This window comes from Brevundimonas sp. NPDC090276, assembly GCF_044772165.1.
Lineage (GTDB): Bacteria > Pseudomonadota > Alphaproteobacteria > Caulobacterales > Caulobacteraceae > Brevundimonas.
On the sequence record NZ_JBIVYK010000001.1, the window covers coordinates 411911 to 434547 of the forward strand.

A 22637-nucleotide genomic window follows, 5' to 3' on the forward strand; every position below is an offset into this window, starting at 1 on the left:
GGACCTTGTTCGGTCTTGAGGGCAGGGAAGGGTGCGATCAGGGGGAGGCGCGGTCATGCGAGTTCAACGGAGTGTTGCGATGCTGGTCGTTGCGGCGATCACGCTCTCCGGCTGTGCGACGGCGGTGGATCCGATCACCCGCAATGCGCCGCTCAAGCTGGCCTTGAACGAGTCGGTCGACGCCCTGCGCAAGAAGAGCGACGAAGGAGATCGGCCCGCCCAGTACGCCCTGTCCTTCCTGATGCAGACGGGCCTGCGCGGGGTCGAGAAGGACGCCCTGGGGGCGGAGGCCTTGCGGGCGCGGGCGGGTGAGAACCGCACGACGTCGACGGCGGTCTATATGCCCGGCGTCAACGGCAAGCCGGGCACGACGATGCTGGTGCCGATCACCTCGCCGGGCGTCAGCGACGCCGAGGCGCGTCGGCTGGACGCCTGCGGCCTGACCCTGCTGCTGGGCGAACCGGCCCTGGGGGCGATGGTGTGCGGTTCGCCGGAGGCCTATATCGATCTGCTGCCCGGCGGCGCGGGCCTGCGACAAGACATGATGCGACGGGTGATGGGCGGGGTCGTGCGCGTCGATCCGGCCTCGGTGCTGGATTGCGAAGACACCACGGCGCTGTGGGGCGACGCCGCCTTCCGCATGGCGACCGGCGATCAGGCGACCGCCGCGCTCGCCACAAACCGGATCATCGCCCTGTGCGGCGAAGGGCGAGACTCCTGGCATGCGCGGGTCATGCGCGCCCAGATTCATCTCGACGCCAGCGAGCCGGATGCGGCCCTGGCGGTGATCGGGCCCGTGCCGCGCCCGGCGCCGGCCCCGATCGGCGCCTTCGCCAGCCAGGTGGCGATGGCCGCCGAGGCCATGCGCGAGGACTGGGTCGGCTATCGCCGAGAACGTGACGCCATGCTGGCGGCTTCGCTGGCCGCGCTGCGCGCCGAACCGCAGACGCAGCTGGTCGAAACCTTCGCCGTCGAGGGGGGATCGGTGACGCTGTTCGCGCGTCCGGGCGAGGTCTTCGACGGGCTGGAAGGCCTGATGGTAGGGGTCCTGACGCCCGCTGACGAGCGGGCGCCGCCGCGCGGCTTCTGGCTGACCAGGCGCGAGAACGTCCTCAATGGAAAGGCCGCCTGGTTCCTCGACGAGTATCGCTGCGACGGTCGATCCAGCCTGGCCCATTTCGACGCCCGCCCCTCGGACGCCGTGGTGCGCGACCATCTCACGCGGCGGATGAGCGGCGCGTTGCAGCCGCTGACGACCGTGGTCGAGGGCGGTTCCGCGCCCGCCAGCGCCTGCCGCTGGCCGGTGCAGGTGGCGCCGGGTCTGGGCGACGATCCGGCGGTGATCGCGCGGGAGGCTCAGCCGGCCGAGGCCAGGGCCTCCAGCACGCCCTTGCCGTAGCGTTCCAGCTTGCCGGCGCCGACGCCGGAGATGCGGCCCAGGGCGTCGAGGTCGCGCGGCTCGCTGAGGGCGATCTCGACCAGGGTCTTGTCCTGGAAGATGACATAGGGCGGGACGTGCTGCTCGGCGGCGCGGTCGCGGCGCCAGGCGCGCAGGACCTCGAAACGGGCGCGCACGTCGGTGTCCAGCGCCTCGGCGGCGAGGTTGCGACCGGCGTTGCGGCGCGGGCGTTCGGCCTCGACGACGCGGACCGGAGCCTTGCGCACCTGAATGGGACGCTCGCCGCGATAGACGGCGCGGACGGCCTCGGCATCGCCCAGTTGGATGATGGGCTTGCCCTCGTTCGGGTCCTCGACCAGCAGGCCCTCGAACAGCAGGTGGTCGATGACGTCGCGCCAGGCGGTTAGCGACAGGTCGGCGCCGATGCCCCAGGTGGACAGGTTCGACTCCCAGTTCTGGACGTCCTTGGTCTTGCCCAGCAGGTGGTCGACGACGCGGGTCCGGCCGAAGCGTTCACCGAGGCGTTGCACCGCCGCCAGGGCCTTTTGCGCCGGGACCACGGCGTCGAAGGTGGCGGGCGGGTCGCCGCAGATGTCGCAGACGCCGCAGGGCTGGGCGTCGGTCTCGCCGAAGTAACGGCGCACGGCCTGAGGGCGGCAGACGGCGCCGTCCAGCATGGCGAACAGCTGGCGCACCTTGCGCGTCTGGACCTGTTTGATCTCCTCGGCCATCGGGCGGCCTTCGAGGCGGCGCAGGGACCAGGCGATGTCGGAGGGGCCATAGAGGGTGATGCCCTCGGCGGGTTCGCCGTCGCGTCCGGCGCGACCGATCTCCTGCCAGTAGGCCTCAAGGCTGCCGGGCGGATCGGCGTGGATGACGAAGCGGACGTCGGGCTTGTCCACCCCCATGCCGAAGGCGATGGTGGCGACCATGACGGCGCCGTCCTCGGCCAGGAACCGCTCCAGCCGCCGGTCGCGGTCCTTGGCGTCGAAGCCGGCGTGATAGGCGATGGCGTTGACGCCCCCGTCGCGCAAGGTTTGCGCCACGCGCTCGCAGCCGTCGCGGCTGCCGCAATAGACCACGCCCGACTTGCCGCGCCGCTCGCGCACCAGTTCGACCACGGCGGCGTCGGTGCGGGCGCGGCTGCCGTTGATCTTGCGCTCGGCGGACAGCTGCAGATTGGGGCGGGCGAAGCTGTCGACGAAGACGCGGGCCTCGCCCAGCCGCAGCGACGCCAGAATGTCTTCGCGGGTGCGGGCGTCGGCGGTGGCGGTGACGGCGATGCGCGGCACGCCGGGGAAGATCTCGGCCAGACGGCCCAGCGAGCGGTAGTCAGGGCGGAAGTCGTGGCCCCACTGGGAGACGCAGTGGGCCTCGTCGATGGCGATCAGGCTGAGGTCGATCTCGGACAGGCGTTCCAGCATGGAGCCTGCGGCCAGGCCTTCGGGCGAGACGTAGAGCAGGTCCAGTTCGCCGGAGCGGGCGGCGCGCCAGATGGCCGAGCGCTCCTCCATCGGCACGCCGGAATCGAGGCGGGCGGCGGCCACGCCCTGTTGCTTCAGGGCCTCGACCTGATCGGTCATCAGGGCGATCAGCGGCGACACCACCAGACCGACCCCGCGGCGCAGGATGGCCGGGATCTGATAGCAGACGCTCTTGCCGCCGCCGGTCGGCAGCACGGCCATGACGTCGCGCCCGGCCAGAACCTCGGCCACGACATGGGCTTGCAGGCCGCGAAAATCGGCGTGGCCCCAGACCCGGCCCAGAACCTCGCGCGCGGCGCTCAGGTCAAGCGGAGCGGGCAGGGCGGAACGGCGGGGGTCAGCGAGCATCGGCGGGTTGTGCCTGATCCGTTCCGGGGTGTCACGGCTCGCCCTTCGCGAAGAGGCAGGAAAAGGGTATGGGGCGCCCCATGACCATGATCCTCTATGGCCGCCCGCCGGCGGTGTTCGACGTTCCGACCGGCGCGGTGCAGACCTCGCCCCTGATCCCCGGCGCGATCGCGCTGGAAGACCTCGCCCCCGGTTCGGTGGACGAGGCCATGATCTACGCCCCGCCCGGCGTGGTGGAGCGGCGCTATACCCTGGCGATGGCGCTGCGGGCGCTGAAGGCCGGCGGACGCCTCGATGTCATGGCGCACAAGAGCAAGGGCGGCTCGCGTTTGGCCAAGGAACTGAAGAGCTTCGGCCTCGAATTCGGCGAGACGGCCAAGGCCCACCATCGCCGCTGCGTCGTCACCCGTCCGGAGACGATCGAGGGACTGGACGCGGCGATCGACGCGGGCGTCCTGCAACAGGTCGAGGGTCTGGACGCCTGGTCGCAGCCGGGCGTCTTCGCCTGGGATCGGGTCGATCCGGGCACGGCCCTGCTGGCCGGGGTCATGCCGCCGCTGAAAGGCGCGGGCGCCGATCTGGGCTGCGGCTTCGGGGCCCTGTCGCTGGTGGCGCTGCGCTCGCCGGCGGTGACATCCCTGCGTCTGATCGACCTCGACAGGCGCGCCGTGGCGGCGGCGAGGAAGAATGTTGAAGATCCGCGCGTCAGTTTCGAGTGGGCCGACGTGCGCACCCTGTCGACGGCGGGCGAGCTGAACTTCATCGTCAGCAATCCGCCCTTCCACGACGGCGGGACCGAGGATCGCCGTCTGGGCCAGAACTTCATCCGTCAGGCGGCGGCCCTGCTGAAGACCGGCGGCGTACTGTGGCTGGTGGCCAACCGGCACCTGCCCTACGAGGCCGAACTGAACGCCGCCTTCAAGCGGGTGCGGATGGTCGCCGATCAAGGCGGCTACAAGATCTTCGAGGCGGTGAAGTAGTGGCCGCCAAAACTCCCACTTCGCGTGTCGACAAGCTGCTGGGCTCGATGGGCTACGGCTCGCGGGCCGAGATGGCGCGGCTGGGCAAGGCGGGCGGCATCGTGCTGGACGGCGCTGACCTGACAGATGTGTCCAGGCGTATCCCGGTGACGCCCGACCTGCCGACGCGGATGGAGATCGACGGCGAGCCGCTGGACCCGGTGGCCGGTCTGGTCATGTTGCTGAACAAGCCGCTGGGCATGACCTGTTCGCGCAAGGAAGACGGGGCGCTGGTCTATGACATCCTGCCGGACCGGTGGAAGCGTCGTGACCCGGCCATCTCGACCATCGGGCGGCTGGACAAGCAGACCTCGGGCCTGCTGCTGCTGACCGACGACGGCGACCTGCTGCACCGGGTGATCTCGCCCAAGCGTCATGTGGCCAAGGTCTATCGCGCGACCTTGGCGCGGCCCCTGACTGGGACCGAAGGCGCGCTGTTCGCCTCGGGCGATCTGGTGCTGGAGGGCGAGGACAAGCCGCTGTCGCCCGCCATCCTCGAGGTCGTGTCGCCGACCGAGGCCCTGCTGACGGTGACCGAGGGCCGCTATCATCAGGTGCGCCGGATGTTTGCTGCGGCGGGCAACCACGTCGAGGCCCTGCACCGCGAGCGGCTGGGCGGGCTGGTGCTGCCGGACGATCTGGCGCCGGGCGAGTGGCGGCTGCTGACGCCGGAAGAGATTGAGCTGATCTTCGCCTGATCTTGACCCCGGGCGTCGTCTCGCGCACCTCCCTCTCATGACCCTGGCCAAGATTTGCGGACTGACGACGCCCGAGACGCTGGAGGCGGCGCTGCAGGGCGGCGCGGCCTTCGTCGGGGCGGTGGTGTTTGAAAAGAGCCCGCGCCACATTCCGCCACTGCACGCGGCGACCCTGTTCGACCGGGCGCGGAAGCGGGCGAAGATCGTGGCGGTGCTGGTCGATCCCGACGACGCCCTTTTGACCGAGGTGGGGCTGATCCTGCGGCCCGACCTGATCCAGTTGCATGGTCATGAGACGCCGCAGCGCGCTGTCGAGGTGCGGCGGCTAACCGGGGCGGGGATCATCAAGGCCCTGCCGATCCGCAGCGAGGTCGACTTTGCGTCCGTGCCGGACTGGGCCGACGTGGCCGATCATCTGCTGTTCGACGCCAGGCCACCTGAGGGCTCGGACTTGCCGGGCGGGGTAGGAGCCTCGTTCGACTGGGCGCTGATGCAGAACAGGGCGCTTCCGGCAAACTGGTTCCTCGCAGGCGGGCTGGATCCGCAAAATGTCACCGAGGCGGTGCGGATTTCGGGGGCGCCTTTGGTCGATGTCTCCTCTGGCGTCGAAAGCAAACCCGGTGTTAAGGACCCTGACCGCATCCGCGCCTTCCTCGAGGCCGTATCCCGGTCCTGATTTCGTCGCCTTCCCGCGAAAGACTGCCGCTCGTGAACGCAAACCTGTCCAATACCTACGCCTGGCCTGACGCCGAGGGCCGCTTCGGTCCCTATGGCGGCCGCTTCGTGCCCGAAACCCTGATGCCGCTCATTCACGAGCTGAACGCGGCCTATGAGGCGGCCAGGGCCGACCCCAGCTTCCAGGCCGAGCTGGACGGCTTCCTGACCCACTATGTCGGTCGCGAGAGCCCGCTCTATTTCGCCGAGCGCCTGACCGACCACTTCGGCGGGGCCAAGATCTGGCTGAAGCGCGAGGACCTGAACCACACGGGCGCGCACAAGATCAACAACTGCATGGGCCAGATCCTGCTGGCCCGCCGCATGGGCAAGACGCGGATCATCGCCGAGACCGGCGCCGGTCAGCACGGCGTGGCCTCCGCCACCGTCTGCGCCCGTTTCGGCCTACCCTGCACCGTCTATATGGGCGCGGTCGACGTCGAGCGTCAGCAACCCAACGTCTTCCGCATGAAGCTGCTGGGGGCCGAGGTCGCGGCGGTGACGGCGGGGGCGGCGACGCTGAAGGACGCCATGAACGAGGCGATGCGTGACTGGGTCACCAACGTCGAGGACACCTATTACATCATCGGCACGGCGGCGGGCCCGGCCCCCTATCCGGCCATGGTGCGGGACTTCCAGTCAGTGATCGGCAAGGAGATCAAGCGTCAGTCGCTGGCCCAGATCGGGCGTCTGCCCGACGCCGTGGTGGCCTGCATCGGCGGCGGCTCCAACGCCATCGGCGCCATGCACCCCTTCATCGAGGACGAGGGCGTGCGCCTGATCGGCGTCGAGGCGGCGGGTCATGGTTTGGACACGCCCGAGCACGCCGCCAGCCTGAAGGGCGGCCGCCCCGGCGTGCTGCACGGCAACCGCACCTATCTGCTGCAGGACGCCGATGGCCAGATTCTGGAAGGCCACTCCATCTCGGCCGGTCTCGACTATCCGGGCATCGGGCCGGAGCACGCCTGGCTGAACGACCTCGGTCGCGGCGAGTACCTGTCGGCCACCGACGATGAGGCCCTGGAGGCCTTCCAGCTGCTGTCGAAACTGGAAGGCATCATTCCGGCGCTGGAGCCCTCGCACGCCCTCGCCCGCATCGGCGAAGTCGCCAAGGACGTCGGCAAGGACGGCGACGTCGTGCTGGTCCTGTCGGGCCGGGGCGACAAGGACATCTTTACCGTAGCCAAGCATCTGGGCGTGGAGCTTTGAGCATGAACAATCTTCTGATCGCGGCCCTGGCTGTCGCCGTTTCGCCGACCCTGACGATGGCCAATGCCCAGGCGGCGCCCGCCGCGCCGTCGCCGGTTCAGGCCGAGGCGTCTGCCGCCGACCTGACCGCATCTGATTTTCCGGTTCTGGCGCCGGCCCAGGCGTCTTCGGATTGCGGGGGCTTGCTGCGTTCTCCTGCCGTTTGCGTCACGGCTCGACTGGATCAGATCGCCGCCCTTGGGACTGCTTACGAAGAACACTTGAAGGGGCTTGGCTGGCTGGCCGCCGACGGCGACGATAATCGCATCATCTTCGTCCGGCGCCGCGAGAACGGCGGCTGCGACGGGATGCAGATGATCGCCTTCTACGACGAGTCCAAGCCCGCCGAAGCGACCGCACCCGGCTACCTCGGCTTCGCCGCCATCCCCGGCGACGTCTGCACGGGCCAACCGGCCGCCGGAGTGACGCCCCAGTGACGACGGCACGTATCGACGCCCGCTTCGCCGCGCTGAAGGCCGAGGGCCGGGCCGGCTTCATCCCCTATGTCATGACCGGCGATCCCAGCCGCGACGAGGCGCTGGAGATCCTGCGCGGCCTGCCCGGCGCGGGGGCCGATCTGATCGAACTGGGTCTGGCTTTCTCGGACCCCATGGCCGAGGGGCCGCCGATCCAGCGCGCCGCTCTGCGTGGACTTGCGGCGGGGATGACCCTGCGCGGCACGCTCGATCTGGTGGCGGATTTCCGCAAAGGCGACGACGCTACCCCGGTTATTTTGATGGGCTATCTGAACCCGGTTGAAAGTTATGGCTACGAAGCCTTCGCGCGCGACGCAGCGGCGGCGGGCGTGGACGGTCTGATCGTGGTCGACTGCCCGCCGGAAGAGGCCGGGCCTCTGGCGGCGGCGCTGGACGCCCAGTCGGTGTCGCTGATCCGTCTGGCCACGCCGACCTCGGACGACGACCGGTTGAAGGTCATCGCTCAGGGCACCTCGGGCTTTGTCTATTATGTCTCCGTTGCTGGCGTGACGGGCGTGAAGGAGGCGCAGGCCGCCGCCGTCGCCCCCGCTGTGGAGCGGGTCCGCAAGGCCGCCAACCTGCCGGTCGCCGTCGGCTTCGGCGTCAAGACGCCTGAGCGCGCCGCCGAGATCGCCCGCGTGGCCGATGCGGTGGTGGCCGGGTCGGTCTTCGTGGATGAAGTGGCCGCCGCTCTGGCGGCGAACGAACCCGCCGTCCCCCGCGTTCTGGCCAAGGTGAAGGCCCTGGCCGATGCGGTGAAAACCGCCAGAACTAGTGCTTCCGTCGCGGAAACCGTCTAAAGGCGCGCCCATGGTCGACAAGAACACCGAGAACAAGCCGCGCGGCGGCTGGCTGTCCCGCTTCGCTCCGGGCGTGCGCAAGATCGTCAGCCGGCGCGATACGCCCGACAACCTGTGGGTCAAGGACCCGGACAGCGGCGAGATGCTGTTCCGCACGGACCTGGAGGCGGCCCTGTGGGTGACGCCGTCGGGCCGTCACATGCGCATCAATGCGCCGACCCGTCTGAAGGCCACCTTCGACGGCGGCGTGTTCGAGAGCATCGACACGCCGGACGTGCCGGAAGATCCGCTGAAATTCTCGGACGGCAAGTCCTATAAGGACCGCCTGAATGCGGCCCGTAAGGCGGCGGGCCGCAAGGACACCATGGCGATCGGCTATGGCGAGATCGACGGCGTGGCCGCGGTCGTCATCGTTCAGGACTTCACCTTCATGGGCGGGTCGCTGGGCATGGCGGCGGGCGAGGCGTTCGTCGCCGCCGCCCGTGAAGCCGTGAAGCGTGGCGTGCCCTTCGTCTGCTTCACCGCCGCCGGCGGCGCGCGGATGCAGGAAGGCGCCCTCAGCCTGATGCAGATGGCCCGCACCACCCTGGCGGTGCAGGAGGTGAAGGCGGCGCAACTGCCCTACGTCGTGGTCCTGACCGACCCGACCACGGGGGGCGTGACCGCCTCCTACGCCATGCTGGGCGACGTCCACCTGGCCGAGCCGGGCGCCCTGATCGGCTTCGCCGGCCCGCGCGTGATCGAGACCACCATCCGCGAGAAGCTGCCGCCGGGCTTCCAGCGCGCCGAATATCTGCAGGGCAAGGGCATGGTCGACAAGGTGGTGGCGCGCGGCGATCTGCCGACCGTCCTGGGCCAGATCCTGTCCATGCTGATGGGCGGCAAGCGCAAGGCGGCCTAAGGGCGTCTATGGACCCGATCTCGGAACGCCTGCGCGCCCGCCATCCCCAGCGCATCGACCTGTCGCTGGACCGGATGCGGGCCCTGTGCGCCGCCCTGGGCGATCCGCAGGATCGGCTCCCGCCGGTGGTCCATGTCGCCGGCACCAACGGCAAGGGCTCGACGGTATCCCTGATCCGGGCCATTGCTGAAGCGGCGGGCCTGCGGGTCCACGCCTACACCTCGCCGCATCTGGTGCGCTTCAACGAGCGCATCCGCTTGGCCGGGAGCCTGATCAGCGACGATCAGCTGAACGCCATCCTCGATCGCATCGAGGCTGTGGCGGGCGAGGCCACCGTGTTCGAAAGCACGACCGCCGCCGCCTTCCTGGCCATGAGCGAGACCCCCGCCGACCTGGCCATCATCGAGGTCGGTCTGGGCGGATCGCTGGACGCCACCAATGTCATCGACCGGCCGCTGCTGAGCGTCATCACCCCGGTCGATCTGGATCACGCCGAGTTCCTGGGCGACCGGCTCGAGGGCGTCGCCGCCGAGAAGGCGGGCATCCTGAAAGCCGGGGCGCGGGGCGTCATCGCCCGTCAGTCGGAGGCCGTCATGGCCGTGATCGAGCGTCGTGCGGCCGAGGTCCATTCGCCCCTGACCGTCATGGGCGTGGACTTTGACGCCTGGGCCGAGCGCGGCGGGCTGGTTTATCAGGATCAGGAACGCTTCCTCGACCTGCCGGCCCCGGCGCTGAGCGGGCCGCACCAGTTCGACAACGCCGGGGTGGCCGTGGCCGCCGCGCTGGAGCTGGACCTGCCCGAAGCCGCCATCGCGGCGGGGCTGAAGGCCGTGCGCTGGCCCGCGCGGATGCAGCGGCTGACCGTCGGTCCCTATGCCGAGAAAGCGCAAAAGGCTGACGCCGAACTGTGGCTGGACGGCGGGCACAATCCCCACGCCGGACGGGCCCTGGCCCGGTCGTTGGCTGAGCGTCAGTCGCGGGCGCCGCGACCCACCGCCCTGATCGTCGCCATGCTGGTCAACAAGGACGCGGGCGGCTTCTTCGAGGCGCTGAAGGGGCTCGACGCCCAGGTTTTCACCGTGTCCTTCGACGGCGCGGCCGCCGATCCGACGGCCTTGGCCGCCGTGGCCCAGGGGCGCGGCTTCGGCGCCCTGCCGGCTGGATCAGTCGACGAGGCGCTGGACCGGGCGCTGGCGCTGGGCGCGGGCCGCATCGTCATCTGCGGTTCGCTGTATCTGGCCGGCGAGGTGCTGGGCGCCAGCCCCGAGACCTGGCCCGTCTAGCCCTGCTTAGCCCTGGGCCTTGAAGGCGGGCAGCAGGGCGCCGAGGCGTTTTCCCATTTCCTCGGCCATGGCCTGAACCCCGTTGAGGGGGCGCATCATGACCTCGAAATCGACGATCTGGCCGTCTTCGTTGAAGCGGATGAAGTCGATGCCCTTGACGCCCTTGTCCCCGACCTTGGCGCTGAACTCCAGCACCACGCTGAGGCCGTCGGCGGTGGCGGCTTCGCGGTGGTAGGCGAAGTCGGTGAAGACGCTGGCGGCGGTGCTGACCGCCAGAACCACGGCGTCGGCGCTGTGATAGGCCTTGTAGGCGACCGGCGAGCGGAAGACGGCGTCGGGATGGGTGATGGCGCGAAGGCCGCTCAGGTCCTGGGCTGTGACCATGGCGTGCCACCTGGCGAGCGAAGCGGCGGCGGCGGGGTGCAGGGTCAGCGTCGTCATGGGCTTTCCTCCTTTAGATGGCGGCGGCCAGGCGCACGCCCTGGTCGATGGCGCGTTTGGCGTCCAGTTCGGCGGCCACGTCGGCCCCGCCGATCAGATGAACCGAGCAGCCGCGCGCGACCAGGTCGTCGTGCAGATCGCGCAGGGGCTCCTGCCCGGCGCAGATGACGACGTGATCGACCGGCAGGGTCTTGTCGGCGCCGTCGATGGTTACGTGCAGACCGTCATCGTCGATGCGGCGATAGGCGACGCCGCTGGCGGTGACGACGCCGTGCATCTTCAGCGCGGCGCGGTGAATCCAGCCGGTGGTGCGGCCCAGACGCTCGCCGACCTTGCCGGTCGAGCGCTGCATCAGGAAGACCTGACGCTCGGCCGGTTCGACCTGCGGCGCGGTGCGGCCCCCGGCGGTCTTGTAGTCGGGATCGACGCCCCAGGTGCGGAAGAAGCGGTCGATGGACGGGGCTTCATGCCGCTCGACCAGATATTCGCTGACATCGTGGCCGATGCCGCCGGCGCCGATGACGGCCACAGTCTTGCCGACCGGAACCTCGTCGCGCAGGACGTCGAGGTAGGACAGGGTCTTGGGGTGGTCCACGCCGTCGATCTCGGGCGTGCGCGGGTTGACGCCGGTGGCCAGGATGATTTCGTCGAAGCCCTCGTCGGCCAGGGCGTTCGCCTCGGCGCGGGTGTTCAGGCGGACCTTGACCCCGGTCAGTTCCAACTGCTTGCGGAAGTAGCGCAGGGTCTCTCCGAACTCCTCCTTGCCGGGGATCTTCCGGGCGATGTTGAACTGGCCTCCGACTTCGTTCGCGGCCTCGATCAGGGTGACGGCATGGCCGCGCTCGGCGGCGGTCACGGCGAAGGCGAGGCCGGCGGGGCCGGCGCCGACGACGGCGATCTTCCTGGGCGTTTCAGCCGGGGCAATGATCAGTTCGGTCTCGTGGCAGGCGCGCGGATTGACCAGGCAGGAGGTGATCTTGCCGGCAAAGGTGTGGTCCAGGCAGGCCTGGTTGCAGCCGATGCAGGTGTTGATCTCGTCGGCGCGGTTCTCGCGCGCCTTCTGCACAAAGGCGGCGTCGGCCAGCAGGGGCCGGGCCATCGACACCATGTCGCAATAGCCTTCGGCCAGCAGGCTCTCGGCCACCTCCGGCGTATTGATGCGGTTGGTGGCGACCAGGGGGATGGAGACCTCGCCCTTCAGCCGCTTGGTCACCCAGGCGAAGGCGGCGCGCGGGACGCTGGTGGCGATGGTGGGGATGCGGGCCTCGTGCCAGCCGATGCCGGTGTTGAGGATGGTGGCGCCCGCCGCCTCGATGGCCTTGGCCAGTTGCAGCACCTCGTCGGCGGTCGAGCCGCCCTCGACCAGATCCAGCATCGACAGGCGGTAGATGATGATGAAGTTGGGTCCGACCTTCTCGCGCGTGCGGCGCACGATCTCGAGCGGCAGACGGATGCGGTTCTCATAGGAGCCGCCCCATTCGTCGTCGCGCTGGTTGGTGCGGGCGGCGATGAACTCGTTGATCAGATAGCCCTCGGACCCCATGACCTCGACGCCGTCATAGCCGGCGGACTGGGCCAGGGCGGCGCAGCGCACGAAGTCCTCGATGGTCTGCTCGACCTCCTCGCCGGTCAGGGCGTGGGGGGCGAAGGGGGTGATCGGGGCCTGGATGGCCGAGGGCGCGACCAGATCCGGGTGGTAGGCGTAGCGGCCGAAATGCAGGATCTGCAGGGCGATCTTGCCGCCCTCGGCGTGGACGGCGGCGGTGACCAGGCGGTGGTGGTCGGCCTCTTCCTCAGTGGTCAGCTTGGCGCCCCAGGGCATGGGACGGCCGCGTTCATTGGGCGAGATGCCGCCGGTGACGATCAGCCCGACCTCGCCGCGCGCCCGTTCGGCGTAGAAGGCGGCCATGCGCTCGAAGCCGTTCTCGACCTCCTCCAGCCCGACGTGCATCGAGCCCATCAGCACCCGGTTCTTGAGTGTGGTGAAACCGAGGTCGAGGGGCTTGAGCAGTTCGGGGTAGGGCATGGCGGCGGCCTAGTTATGCAATCAGTTGCATAACTAGTATCGCGGTCTCGGCATTATGCAATGGGTTGCAATGGCCGCGCCGACCTAGGGCTTCTTGATGAACTGGGGCAGCAGGCTGGCCACCACCTTGCGGCCGGCGTCGTCGGGCTGGTCCAGCATGGCGCGCAGGGGCGGGCCGATCAGGGCCTCGCCGAAGGCGCTGAGGGCGATGAACAGGACGGCCGAGCCGATGCGTTCGCGCGCCTCGCCGTCGTCGCCCATTTTTTCGGCGATGGCGTTGACCAGGTTGAGCACGGCGTTGCGCACCGGCTCCAGATGGGTCAGGTCGCCCGACAGGGCGATCCAGGCCGCCAGCCGCCCGGCGCCGCCCTCGGCGAAGGCGTCGAAGACGGCGTTGATCAGCTCCATCGGCGCGGCGTCGTCGGTGCGCAGTCGCGCCACGGCGGCTTCCAGAGCCTGATCCAGATCCGCCACCATCGAGCCCATCAGCGCCGACTGCAACCCGGCGGCCGAGCCGAAGTGGTGGATCAGATTGGCGTGGGTCACGCCGATGTCCGCCGCGACCGCCGACAGGGTCACCGCATTGGGGCCGCCCGACAGCAGCAGGGCGCGCGCGGCCTCCACCGCCTCGCGGCGCGCTTCATCAGGCGAGCGACGGCGACGGCGCGGTTTTTCGATCTTGGCAATTGACATGTGTGTAAATGACATTCATGTAGATAGTTCGTCGTTCTAGGCTTCCGTAGAGGAACCCGCAAGTGCAAGCCGTCTCAAGCCTCCCCGCTTTTGATCTGTCCGCCCGCGCGACTGCTCGTCAGCCTTCGCAGCTGACCGCCCATCGCGTCCAGCCGATTCGCGCGCTACGCGCCATGCGCCGCCTGGTGGCGGACAAGGACGACACCGAACAGGTGTTCGAAATCATGAACGCCCTGTCGGGGCGCTCGCCTGACTGGGGCTACAGTCGTCTGCTGGCGACGCCCGAAGGCGGGGTGCAGGCCTATCGCCGCATCGAGCTGGTGGACCGGCTGCAGGACCGCGTCTGGCTGGAGCAGTTCGCGCCGGGATCGGTCGGCGCGGCCTATCGCGACTTTATCGACGCGCAGAACTTCTCGGCCTATGGCCTGGCCGACGAGAGCCGCAAGATCGCTGACACCGAGATTGAGGCGGCGCACCCGCGCGCCTGGTTCGCGCGGCGGATGCGCGACGTGCACGACGTCTGGCACGTCCTCACCGGCTATCAGGCCGATGCCCTGGGCGAGGCCTGCCTTGTGGCGTTTTCGCTGCCGCAGACGCGCAGCGCGGGCTTTGGCCTGATCGCCTCGGGGATCGCCGTCCAGTTCATGCGCGCCCGCACCGGCTATCCCTGCGCCCGGGCCGTGTTCCAGGCCTGGCGGGACGGGCGTCGCGCCGCCTGGCTGCCGGGCGAGGACTATGAGCGTCTGTTCGCCGAGCCGCTGGAGGTCGCGCGTCGCCGACTGAAGATCCCGACGCCGACCGTCTATCAGCGCGTGCCCGCCTCGGTGCGCAACGCCTATCAGGGCGGCAAGGGATGAGGCGAGGCGTATGGGTCCTGGGGGCCATTGTGGCGGTTTCGCTCGCCTCTCCGGTCATGGCGCAGGATGAGGCCCTGCTGGGGCGCTGGCGCACCCCGGCCCAGAACGGGGTGGTCGTGATCGAGCGCTGTGGCGGGGGGCTGTGCGCCAGGGTGGCGGACGCCGCTGCCCTGCGGGTGAACCCGGATCAGCGCGACGTGCGTAATCGTGATCCGGCCCTGCGGAGCCGTCCGGTCAAGGGGCTGACGGTGGTTCGGGCGGCGTCCGGCGGGCCGCGCGTATGGAGCGCCGGGCCCCTCTATGACCCGGATAGCGGCCAGGGGGCGGCCACGGGGACGCTGACCCTGATCGAGCCCGATCGGCTGGCGGTGCGGGGCTGCATCGCCCGGATGCTGTGCCGGACCCAGACCTGGACGCGGGCGCGCTGAGCGCAACCCGGCCTGACGGACGACGCTTGTAATCGAGAGAGGCCGTCGGGGGGACCGTGTCGGCCGTGAGGAAAGAACCATGCTGATCTGGATTGGCGCGCTGGCCCTCGGGGTCTTCATCCTGACCTTCGTTCAGGCGCGGATGGCGGCGTGGACGCTGGCCGTCGCCGCCTGGATCGCGGCGGGCTGGGGCGCGCAAGTGATCACGCCGACGACGGCGGGGATCATGGCGGCGGTGCTTGCGCCGGTTTTGTTGCTGCTGACCGTCAAGCCCCTGCGCCGGGCCATTCTGTCTCGCCCGGCCATGGCGGGCTTCCGTCAGATCATGCCGAGGATGAGCCCGACCGAACAGGCGGCGGTCGAGGCGGGCAATGTCTGGTGGGACGCCGAACTGTTCGCTGGCAGGCCCGACTGGAAACGGCTGCTGGCTACGCCCGCGCCGGGGCTGACCGCCGAGGAGCAGAGCTTCCTCGACAATGAGACCGAGCATCTGTGCGATCTGGCCAACGACTGGGAGACCACCTCCGTCTGGCAGGACCTGTCGCCCGAGGCCTGGGCCTACGCCAAGGACAAGGGCTTCCTGGGGATGATCATTCCCAAGGCCTACGGCGGCCGGGGCTTCTCGGCCTATGGTCACAGCCAGGTGATCCAGAAGCTGTCGACGCGCTGCTCGGCGGCGGCGGTCTCGGTCATGGTGCCGAACTCCCTGGGCCCGGCGGAGCTGCTCCTGCACTACGGCACGGAAGCGCAGAAGGACCACTATCTGCCGCGCCTGGCGCGCGGCGAGGAAATTCCGTGCTTCGCCCTGACCAACCCCTATGCGGGGTCCGACGCCGCTTCGATCACCGATACCGGGGTGGTCTGCAAGGCGATGTGGAAGGGCGAGGAGACCCTCGGCTTCCGCATCAGCTGGCGAAAGCGCTACATCACCCTGGCCCCGGTCGCGACCGTGCTGGGGCTGGCTTTCCGGGCGACCGATCCCGACGGCCTGCTGGGCGGTGAGGCGGAGCCGGGCATCACCTGCGTCCTGATCCCGCGCGACCATCCGGGCGTGAATATCGGACGGCGTCACTGGCCGCTGAACGCCGTCTTCCAGAACGGCCCGACCAGCGGCGACGACGTCTTTGTGCCCATGGACATGGTCATCGGCGGGCGCGAGCAGGTCGGGAACGGCTGGCGGATGCTGATGGAGTGTCTGGCCGCGGGCCGGGCCATCTCTCTGCCGTCGTCCAATGTCGGCATGTCCAAGCTGGCCGTCGGCATGGTCGGGGCCTACGTCGCCATCCGACGCCAGTTCAACCAGCCCATCGGCGCCTTCGAGGGGGTGCAGGAGGCTCTGGCCCGGATGGCGGGGCACCTCTACGCCTCGGACGCTGTGCGGCGTCTGGCGGCGGCGGCGCTGGATCAGGGCGAGAAGCCCTCGGTCGTCTCGGCCATCGCCAAATATCATGTCACCGAGCGCGCCCGCATTGTCATCAACGAGGGCATGGACGTGGTCGGCGGCAAGGGCGTCTGCATGGGGCCGGGCAACTTCCTGGCCCGCGCCTATCAGCAGATCCCGGTCGCCATCACCGTCGAGGGCGCCAACATCATGACGCGGACCCTGATCATCTATGGTCAGGGCGCCATCCGCTGCCATCCCTATGTCCTGACGCTGATGCGGACGGCGGGGGCGGGCGAGATCAAGGCGTTCGATGCGGCCCTGTTCGGCTATGTCGGCTTCCTGTTCCGCAACATGGCGCGGGCCCTGACCTTCAGCCTGACGGGCGGGCTGCTGATCGCCGCGCCGTCGGGGGCGTCGCCGCAGCTGAGGCGCTATTACCGTTCGGCGACGCGGTTCTCGACCCTGCTGGCCCTGGCTTCGGATCTGTCGATGGCCACGGTCGGCGGGGCCTTGAAGCGCAAGGGCGCCATGACCGGGCGGATGGGCGACATCCTGTCCCAGCTCTTCATCCTGTCCAGCGTGCTGAAGCGGTTCGAGGACGAGGGCCGCCCGGTCGAGGACCTGCCCTTCGTCCACTGGGCGGCGCAGGACGCTCTGGCGCGGGCCGGGACGGCGTGGCGCGACCTGCTGGCCAACCATCCGAACCGGGGCGCAGCCCTGTTCCTGAAGCTGGTCGGTGCGCCGTTCGGGTTGCGGACGCCCGCACCGGACGACCGGTGCGCCGCCGCTGTCGCCGGACTGATCCAGACGCACGGCCCGGCGCGCGACCGCCTGACGGCCGATTCCTGGTCGGCGCGGATCGAGGTCGATCCCATCGCTGCCACCATCGTCGCCTTTGATCTCTATCCGCAGGTCGAGGCCATCGAGCGGCGGCTGAAGGACGCCATCCGTGCGGGCCGCATCGCCCGCGCGCCGCAGAATCTGACCCTGCTGAACGCCTGGGCCGCCAAGGCTGAAGAGCTAGGGCTGATCGACGCTGCTGAGCGCGCGGTGATTGCTCGCTTCGCGACCTATGCCGATCAGGCGATCCAGGTGGACGACTTCCCCGCCGACTTCGACATGGCCGCCGGGCTGGAGCGACGGCAGGCGGCTGAGGCCGCGCTCCGCAAGACGACGCAGAAGGCGGCCTGATGAGCGACCGGTATCTGGATTTCGCCAACTCGGGCGTCGGCGGCTGGCTGACGGGGGCGCTGGGTCTGCCGCGTCCCACGCCTCTGCGCCGCCGCGCCGAGGCAGGGGCGGGCATGGTCGGGCCTCTGCTGCTGGGGCCTGCCCATGGCGGAGAGGGCGGCGGGCGCATGGCGGCGACGCTGGAGAAGCTGGCCAAGGCGTCGGGGCAGACGCTCCACGCGGAATGGTCGCCGGACGTGCGCTATGGCGGGCTGGCGTTCGACGCCTCGACCTATGCCGACACGGCCTCGGCCCAGGGCCTCTATCGCTTCTTTCATCAGGCGATCCGGTCGGTGGCCGAACATGGCCGCATCGTGCTGATCGGCACCCCGCCCGAGTTGATGGCCGACGCCGAGGGCGAGGCGATCCAGCGCGGGCTGGAGGGCTTTGTCAGATCTCTTGCCAAGGAGGCGCGGCGCAGCATCGCCGTCCACATGCTCTATGTCGCGCCGGGGGCGGAAGACGCCGCGGAAGGCACCCTGGCCTTCCTGCTGTCGCCGCGTTCGGCCTATGTCTCGGGCCAGCCGATCCGGGTGAGCGCCGCCGTGGCCGGCGTCGCTCAGGCGGGGCACGCGGGGCGACGCGTCCTGGTCACCGGCGCCTCGCGCGGCATCGGTGAGGCCATCACCCGCCTGTTCGTCGCCGAGGGGGCGCAGGTGGTCGCCCTGGACGTAGCGGGGGCGAGCGAGGGCTTGTCGGCCCTGTCGGCGGAACTGGGCGTCGAGGCGCTGGCGCTGGACATCACGGCGACCGACGCCGCCGAGACCCTGCTGGCCGACGCGCTGGCGCGCGGCGGCTACGACGTGGTGATCCACAATGCGGGCATCACCCGCGACCGCACCCTGGCGCGCATGGAGCCGCGCGAGTGGGACAGCGTCATGGCGGTCAATCTGTCGGCGCCCCTGGCCATCACCCGCGCCCTGGTCGAGGGCGGGGGGATGCGCGCCAATGGCCGCATCGTCGCTGTGTCCTCGCTGAGCGGCATCGCGGGAAACATGGGGCAGAGCAACTACGCCCTGTCGAAAGCCGCCTGGATTGGGGCGGTCCGGCGGTTGGCGCCGCAGCTGGCGGCGCAGGGGATCACCATCAACGCCGTGGCCCCCGGCTTTATCGAGACGCAGATGACCGCCGCCATTCCCTTCGCCATCCGCGAGGCCGGACGGCGCATGAACAGCATGGGTCAGGGCGGGCGCCCGGTCGATGTGGCCGAGACCATCGCCTGGCTGGCCGATCCGGCATCAAGCGGAGTCAATGGCCAGGTGGTGCGCGTCTGCGGCCAGAGCCTGCTGGGCGCATGACGGCGGCGGAGGCGATCGAGCGCTTCGACGCGCCGCTGTCGGGGGCTGCTGTGGTCGGCGGAGCCCTGCGGGGGATGTTGCGAGCCAGGCCGGCCGAGGCGATCCTGCCGCGCCGGGTGCTGCAACGCGACGTGACGCTGGAAGCCGGGGCGGTCGGCGCCTACGCCCGGCTGTGCGGCTTTGCGCCCGAACAGGGCGTGCCGATCACCGCGCCGCATATCCTGGCCTTTCCGCTGCAGATGCGGCTGATGCTCGGGGCGGACTTCCCTTACCCGGCGATGGGGCTGGTGCATCTGCACAACCGCATCCGCCAGCACGGCCGGTTGAACATCGGCGACCGGCTGACGCTGACGGCGAAGGCCGGGCGATTTCTGGCCCACGATAAGGGGCAGGCCTTTACGCTGGAGACCACGGCGACGCGCGACGGCGCGACGGTGTGGCAAGGAACGAGTGTCTATCTGCGGCTGGGGCGTCCCGGACGGGGCGATCCGGCCCCGGTTTTGAACGGCGACGCGGCCGATCGGTTGGTCGGGACCTGGACCCTTCCCGCCGATCTGGGCCGTCGCTACGCCCGCGTCTCGGGCGACGCCAATCCCATCCATACCTCGGCCCTGGGGGCGCGGCTGTTCGGCTTTCGCCGGGCCATCGCCCATGGGATGTGGACCAAGGCGCGGGCCGTGGCCGCCCTGTCGCCGCCGGCGTCGCTGGACGCCGCCGAGGTCGAGGTCGCCTTTCGTGCGCCGCTCTTCCTGCCGGGACAGGTCGGGCTCTACGCCGGACCTGCGGACGACATCCGTGATTTCGAGGTGCGTGACGCTGCCGGGGCGCGCGCCCATCTGCGGGGTCGGCTGACCCTTTCGCCTGAGGATAGTCTTGTATGCTGACCGCTTCCGCGCCGCGCCGGGTCGCCATTCTGGGCGGCGCCCGCATTCCCTTCGCCCGGTCCAACACCGCCTATGCCGAGGCCTCCAATCAGGAGATGCTGACGGCGGCGCTGCAAGGTCTGGCCGACCGCTACGACCTGCATGGCCTGAGGCTGGGCGAGGTGGCGGCGGGGGCGGTGCTGAAGCTGTCGCGTGATATCTCCCTGACGCGCGAGAGCCTGCTGGACACCACCATCGGCCACGACACCCCGACCTATGACGTCAGCCAGGCCTGCGGCACCGGGCTGGAGGCGGCCATCCTGGTGGCCAACAAGATCGCCCTGGGCCAGATCGAGGTCGGCGTCGCCGGCGGGGTGGACACCACCTCGGACGCGCCCATCGGGCTGAACGAGAAGTTCAGGAAGGCCCTGCTGGCGGCCAACCGTGAGAAGACCACAGGCGGGCGGATCAAGGCCCTTCTGGGCGCCGGCCTAACGGCCCCCTTCAAGCCCGAACCGCCGCGCAACGCCGAGCCGCGCACCGGCCTGTCGATGGGCGAAAGCTGCGAGCAGATGGCCAAGCGCTGGGCCATCCCGCGCGAGGATCAGGACGCCCTGGCCGTGGCCAGCCACCGCAACGCCGCCGCCGCCTGGGAGGCCGGGCTGTTCGACGATCTGGTCACGCCCTTCCGGGGGCTGAAGCGCGATAACAACCTGAGGCCCGATATCGATCCGGCCAGGCTGGCGACGATGAAGCCGGTGTTCGACCGTGTGAATGGCACCCTGACGGCGGCCAATTCCACGCCCCTGACCGACGGGGCCTCGACCGTGCTGCTGGCCAGCGAGGACTGGGCCAAGGCGCGCGGCCTGCCGGTTCTGGCTTACTTGCGTACGGGCGAGGCGGCGGCGGTGGACTTCGTCAAGGGAGACGAGGGCCTGCTGATGGCGCCCGCCTACGCCGTGCCGCGGATGCTGGCCAAGCTCGGTCTGACGCTTCAGGAATTTGATCTCTATGAAATCCACGAGGCCTTTGCGGCTCAGGTCCTGTGCACGCTGAAGGCCTGGCAGGATGACGACTACGCCAGGACCCGTCTGGGGCTCGATCGGGCGCCGGGGGCCATCGACATGAGCCGGCTGAACGTCAATGGCGGGTCGCTGGCGGCGGGGCATCCGTTCGCGGCGACCGGCGGGCGCATCCTGGCCAATCTGGCGACCATGATCGACCGACGCGGCGGCGGACGCGGTTTGATCTCGATCTGCGCGGCGGGCGGTCAGGGTGTCGTGGCGGTGGTGGAAAAATGACCGATCTGGCCATCGAAAACGCCGCTGACTCGGCCGAGATGGATCGGCTTTGGGACGAGCGGTTCTGGACCGCCCATTACCGTCCGGGGGTTCCGGCGCGCATCGACGACGAGTTGGCGCGCTGGACCTCAGTGCAGCAGATGTTCGAGGCGGACTCGCGTCGGTTCGCCGAGCGGCCCGGCTATGTCAGCCTCGGCACGGCCCTGACCTATGGCCAGGTGCTGACGGCGGCCCAGGCCTTCGGGGCCTGGCTGCAATCCATCGGCGTCCAGCCCGGCGACCGGGTGGCGCTGATGATGCCCAACAGCCTGCAATATCCGACGGCCCTGTTCGGGGTGCTGTTCGCCGGGGCGGTGGTGGTCAACGTCAACCCGCTCTACACGCCGCGCGAGCTGCATCACCAGCTGAAGGACAGCGGCGCGGTGGCCATCGTGGTGATGGACATGTTCGCGCGCACGCTGGAGCAGGCGCGCGAGGGGACCGAGGTTCGCCACGTCGTGGTGACGGCGATGGGCGACATGATGCCGGGCCTGAAGGGCGCCGCCGTCAGCGCCATGATGTGCCATGTGCAGAAGCTGGTCCCGGCCTGGCGCCTGCCGGACGCGCATCGCTGGAAGCCGCTGATGCGGCGGGCGCGCCGTCTGACGCTGCAGCCGGTCGAGATCAAGCCTGAGGACATCGCCTTCCTGCAATATACCGGGGGGACTTCGGGGGTGGCCAAGGGGGCCATGCTGACCCACCGCAACATCCTGGCCAATACGCTGCAGGGCCGCGCCTGGGTGCTGGATCAGATCGATCAGGGCGAGGTGATCGGCAACGTCACCATGCTGCCGCTCTATCATATCTTCTCCCTGACGGCGAACCTGATGATGTTCACCGGGGCGGGGGGCAGGAACATCCTGATCGCCAATCCGCGCGACGCCAAGCGGGTGGAGTGGATCCTGCGCAAGGAGCGCTTCGTCGGCATGACGGGGCTGAATACCCTGTTCTCCAGCCTGCTGAAGACCGAGGCGTTTCGAAACCGCGACTTCTCGGACCTGAAGTTGACCATCGCCGGGGGCATGGCGACGCAGAAGGTGGTGGCCGAGGAATGGGAGGCGGTGACGGGCGCGCCCCTGGTCGACGGCTACGGCCTCACCGAGACCTCGCCGGTGGTCTGCATCGGGAGGGTCGATCTGGAGCATCCCGAGGCCATGGGCTTTGACGGGACGGTCGGCCTGCCGGTGCCCTCGACCGAGGTGCGGATGCGTCGCGACGACGGCGGCTGGGCCGGGATTGACGAGCCGGGCGAGCTGTGCGTGCGCGGGCCGCAGGTCATGCTGGGCTACTGGAAGCGGCCGGATGAGACGACGAAAGCGATTTCGGCGGACGGCTGGCTGGCCACCGGCGACGTCGGCGTGATGCAGGCCAATGGCCGGGTGCGGCTGGTGGACCGGATCAAGGACATGATCCTGGTCTCGGGCTTCAACGTCTATCCTGGCGAGATCGAGGACGTGGTGGCGTCTCATCCTTTGGTCGAGGAGGTGGCGGCGGTCGGCGTGCCCGATCCCGTGCAGGGCGAGCGGATAAAGATCATGGTCGTGCCGCGCTCGCCGGAGCTGACGGCGGAGATGCTGATCGCCCACTGCCGGGGGCAGCTGACGGCCTACAAGGTGCCGCGCCTGGTCGAGTTCCGAACGGAGCCCCTGCCCAAGACGCCGGTGGGCAAGGTGCTGCGGCGCGAACTGCGGGGCTAGGGCAGAGGCG

20 protein-coding genes are annotated in these 22637 nt (G+C 69.6%); 16 read left to right on the plus strand and 4 right to left on the minus strand.

The features are described 5' to 3' along the window. The first annotated feature begins 79 nt into the window (after positions 1 to 79). Positions 80 to 1399 carry a hypothetical protein gene (locus tag ACIQTU_RS01935; RefSeq protein ID WP_400541515.1) on the plus strand — a complete coding sequence of 440 codons (1320 nt, stop codon included), beginning with the start codon at positions 80 to 82 and terminating at the stop codon, positions 1397 to 1399. On the opposite strand, the gene recQ is transcribed toward ACIQTU_RS01935, so the two are convergent. Beyond that, entirely contained in the window at positions 1357 to 3231 is a 1875-nt protein-coding gene (gene recQ, locus ACIQTU_RS01940) for a DNA helicase RecQ (protein ID WP_400541518.1), read from the minus strand. The two genes, ACIQTU_RS01935 and recQ, sit on opposite strands and share 43 nt — an antisense overlap. An 80-nt stretch (positions 3232 to 3311) precedes the next feature. Here recQ and ACIQTU_RS01945 point away from each other — a divergent pair, with 80 nt between their 5' ends. The 8 genes from ACIQTU_RS01945 to ACIQTU_RS01980 are packed head-to-tail and all read left to right on the plus strand — an operon-like array spanning position 3312 to position 10370. Continuing rightward, on the plus strand, positions 3312 to 4211 hold the full coding sequence (locus ACIQTU_RS01945) for a class I SAM-dependent methyltransferase (protein ID WP_400541521.1): 900 nt from the start codon (positions 3312 to 3314) through the stop codon (positions 4209 to 4211). Continuing rightward, positions 4211 to 4948: a pseudouridine synthase gene (locus ACIQTU_RS01950; RefSeq protein ID WP_400541524.1), complete on the plus strand. Its 738-nt coding sequence runs from the start codon at positions 4211 to 4213 to the stop codon at positions 4946 to 4948. Before ACIQTU_RS01945 ends, ACIQTU_RS01950 begins: the two co-directional genes overlap by 1 nt. 37 nt (positions 4949 to 4985) lie before the next feature. Further along, positions 4986 to 5624: a phosphoribosylanthranilate isomerase gene (locus tag ACIQTU_RS01955; RefSeq protein ID WP_400541527.1), complete on the plus strand. Its 639-nt coding sequence runs from the start codon at positions 4986 to 4988 to the stop codon at positions 5622 to 5624. 32 nt (positions 5625 to 5656) lie between these two features. Next, positions 5657 to 6871: a tryptophan synthase subunit beta gene (gene trpB, locus ACIQTU_RS01960; RefSeq protein WP_400541530.1), complete on the plus strand. Its 1215-nt coding sequence runs from the start codon at positions 5657 to 5659 to the stop codon at positions 6869 to 6871. Between the two features lie 2 nt (positions 6872 to 6873). Next, positions 6874 to 7347: a hypothetical protein gene (locus tag ACIQTU_RS01965; RefSeq protein WP_400541533.1), complete on the plus strand. Its 474-nt coding sequence runs from the start codon at positions 6874 to 6876 to the stop codon at positions 7345 to 7347. Then, on the plus strand, positions 7344 to 8186 hold the full coding sequence (trpA, locus tag ACIQTU_RS01970) for a tryptophan synthase subunit alpha (protein ID WP_400541536.1): 843 nt from the start codon (positions 7344 to 7346) through the stop codon (positions 8184 to 8186). The genes ACIQTU_RS01965 and trpA overlap by 4 nt, the downstream gene beginning before the upstream one ends. 10 nt (positions 8187 to 8196) lie before the next feature. Next, a complete protein-coding gene (locus ACIQTU_RS01975) occupies positions 8197 to 9087 on the plus strand; it encodes an acetyl-CoA carboxylase carboxyltransferase subunit beta (protein WP_400541539.1) in 891 nt (296 codons plus the stop codon). Between the two features lie 8 nt (positions 9088 to 9095). After that, a complete protein-coding gene (locus ACIQTU_RS01980; RefSeq protein WP_400541542.1) occupies positions 9096 to 10370 on the plus strand; it encodes a bifunctional folylpolyglutamate synthase/dihydrofolate synthase in 1275 nt (424 codons plus the stop codon). 6 nt (positions 10371 to 10376) lie between these two features. On the opposite strand, the gene ACIQTU_RS01985 is transcribed toward ACIQTU_RS01980, so the two are convergent. The 3 genes from ACIQTU_RS01985 to ACIQTU_RS01995 form a co-directional block, all read right to left on the minus strand. Then, positions 10377 to 10811: a nuclear transport factor 2 family protein gene (locus ACIQTU_RS01985; RefSeq protein WP_400541545.1), complete on the minus strand. Its 435-nt coding sequence runs from the start codon at positions 10809 to 10811 to the stop codon at positions 10377 to 10379. 13 nt (positions 10812 to 10824) lie between these two features. Continuing rightward, a complete protein-coding gene (locus tag ACIQTU_RS01990) occupies positions 10825 to 12837 on the minus strand; it encodes an FAD-dependent oxidoreductase (RefSeq protein ID WP_400541548.1) in 2013 nt (670 codons plus the stop codon). Between the two features lie 84 nt (positions 12838 to 12921). Continuing rightward, positions 12922 to 13530: a TetR/AcrR family transcriptional regulator gene (locus tag ACIQTU_RS01995; RefSeq protein ID WP_400541551.1), complete on the minus strand. Its 609-nt coding sequence runs from the start codon at positions 13528 to 13530 to the stop codon at positions 12922 to 12924. 173 nt (positions 13531 to 13703) lie between these two features. Between ACIQTU_RS01995 and ACIQTU_RS02000 the strand changes: the two genes are divergently transcribed. The 7 genes from ACIQTU_RS02000 to ACIQTU_RS02030 all read left to right on the plus strand — a co-directional run bounded on the left by ACIQTU_RS02000 (position 13704) and on the right by ACIQTU_RS02030 (position 22627). Continuing rightward, a complete protein-coding gene (locus tag ACIQTU_RS02000) occupies positions 13704 to 14387 on the plus strand; it encodes a Coq4 family protein (protein WP_400541554.1) in 684 nt (227 codons plus the stop codon). A gap of 29 nt (positions 14388 to 14416) precedes the next feature. Next, the gene (locus tag ACIQTU_RS02005) at positions 14417 to 14815 is read left to right on the plus strand and encodes a DUF2147 domain-containing protein (RefSeq protein WP_400541557.1); all 399 of its coding nucleotides are present in this window, start codon (positions 14417 to 14419) and stop codon (positions 14813 to 14815) included. A 79-nt stretch (positions 14816 to 14894) separates the two neighbouring features. After that, positions 14895 to 17390, plus strand: a complete 2496-nt coding sequence (locus tag ACIQTU_RS02010) for an acyl-CoA dehydrogenase (protein ID WP_400541560.1) — start codon at positions 14895 to 14897, stop codon at positions 17388 to 17390. Further along, complete coding sequence (locus tag ACIQTU_RS02015; protein WP_400541563.1) at positions 17390 to 18727, plus strand: 3-oxoacyl-ACP reductase; 1338 nt, start codon at positions 17390 to 17392, stop codon at positions 18725 to 18727. Before ACIQTU_RS02010 ends, ACIQTU_RS02015 begins: the two co-directional genes overlap by 1 nt. After that, positions 18724 to 19611 carry a MaoC family dehydratase gene (locus ACIQTU_RS02020; protein ID WP_400541566.1) on the plus strand — a complete coding sequence of 296 codons (888 nt, stop codon included), beginning with the start codon at positions 18724 to 18726 and terminating at the stop codon, positions 19609 to 19611. Before ACIQTU_RS02015 ends, ACIQTU_RS02020 begins: the two co-directional genes overlap by 4 nt. Continuing rightward, a complete protein-coding gene (locus ACIQTU_RS02025; RefSeq protein ID WP_400541569.1) occupies positions 19605 to 20891 on the plus strand; it encodes an acetyl-CoA C-acetyltransferase in 1287 nt (428 codons plus the stop codon). The genes ACIQTU_RS02020 and ACIQTU_RS02025 overlap by 7 nt, the downstream gene beginning before the upstream one ends. Continuing rightward, a complete protein-coding gene (locus ACIQTU_RS02030) occupies positions 20888 to 22627 on the plus strand; it encodes an AMP-binding protein (protein WP_400541571.1) in 1740 nt (579 codons plus the stop codon). The genes ACIQTU_RS02025 and ACIQTU_RS02030 overlap by 4 nt, the downstream gene beginning before the upstream one ends. The last annotated feature ends 10 nt before the right edge of the window (positions 22628 to 22637 follow it).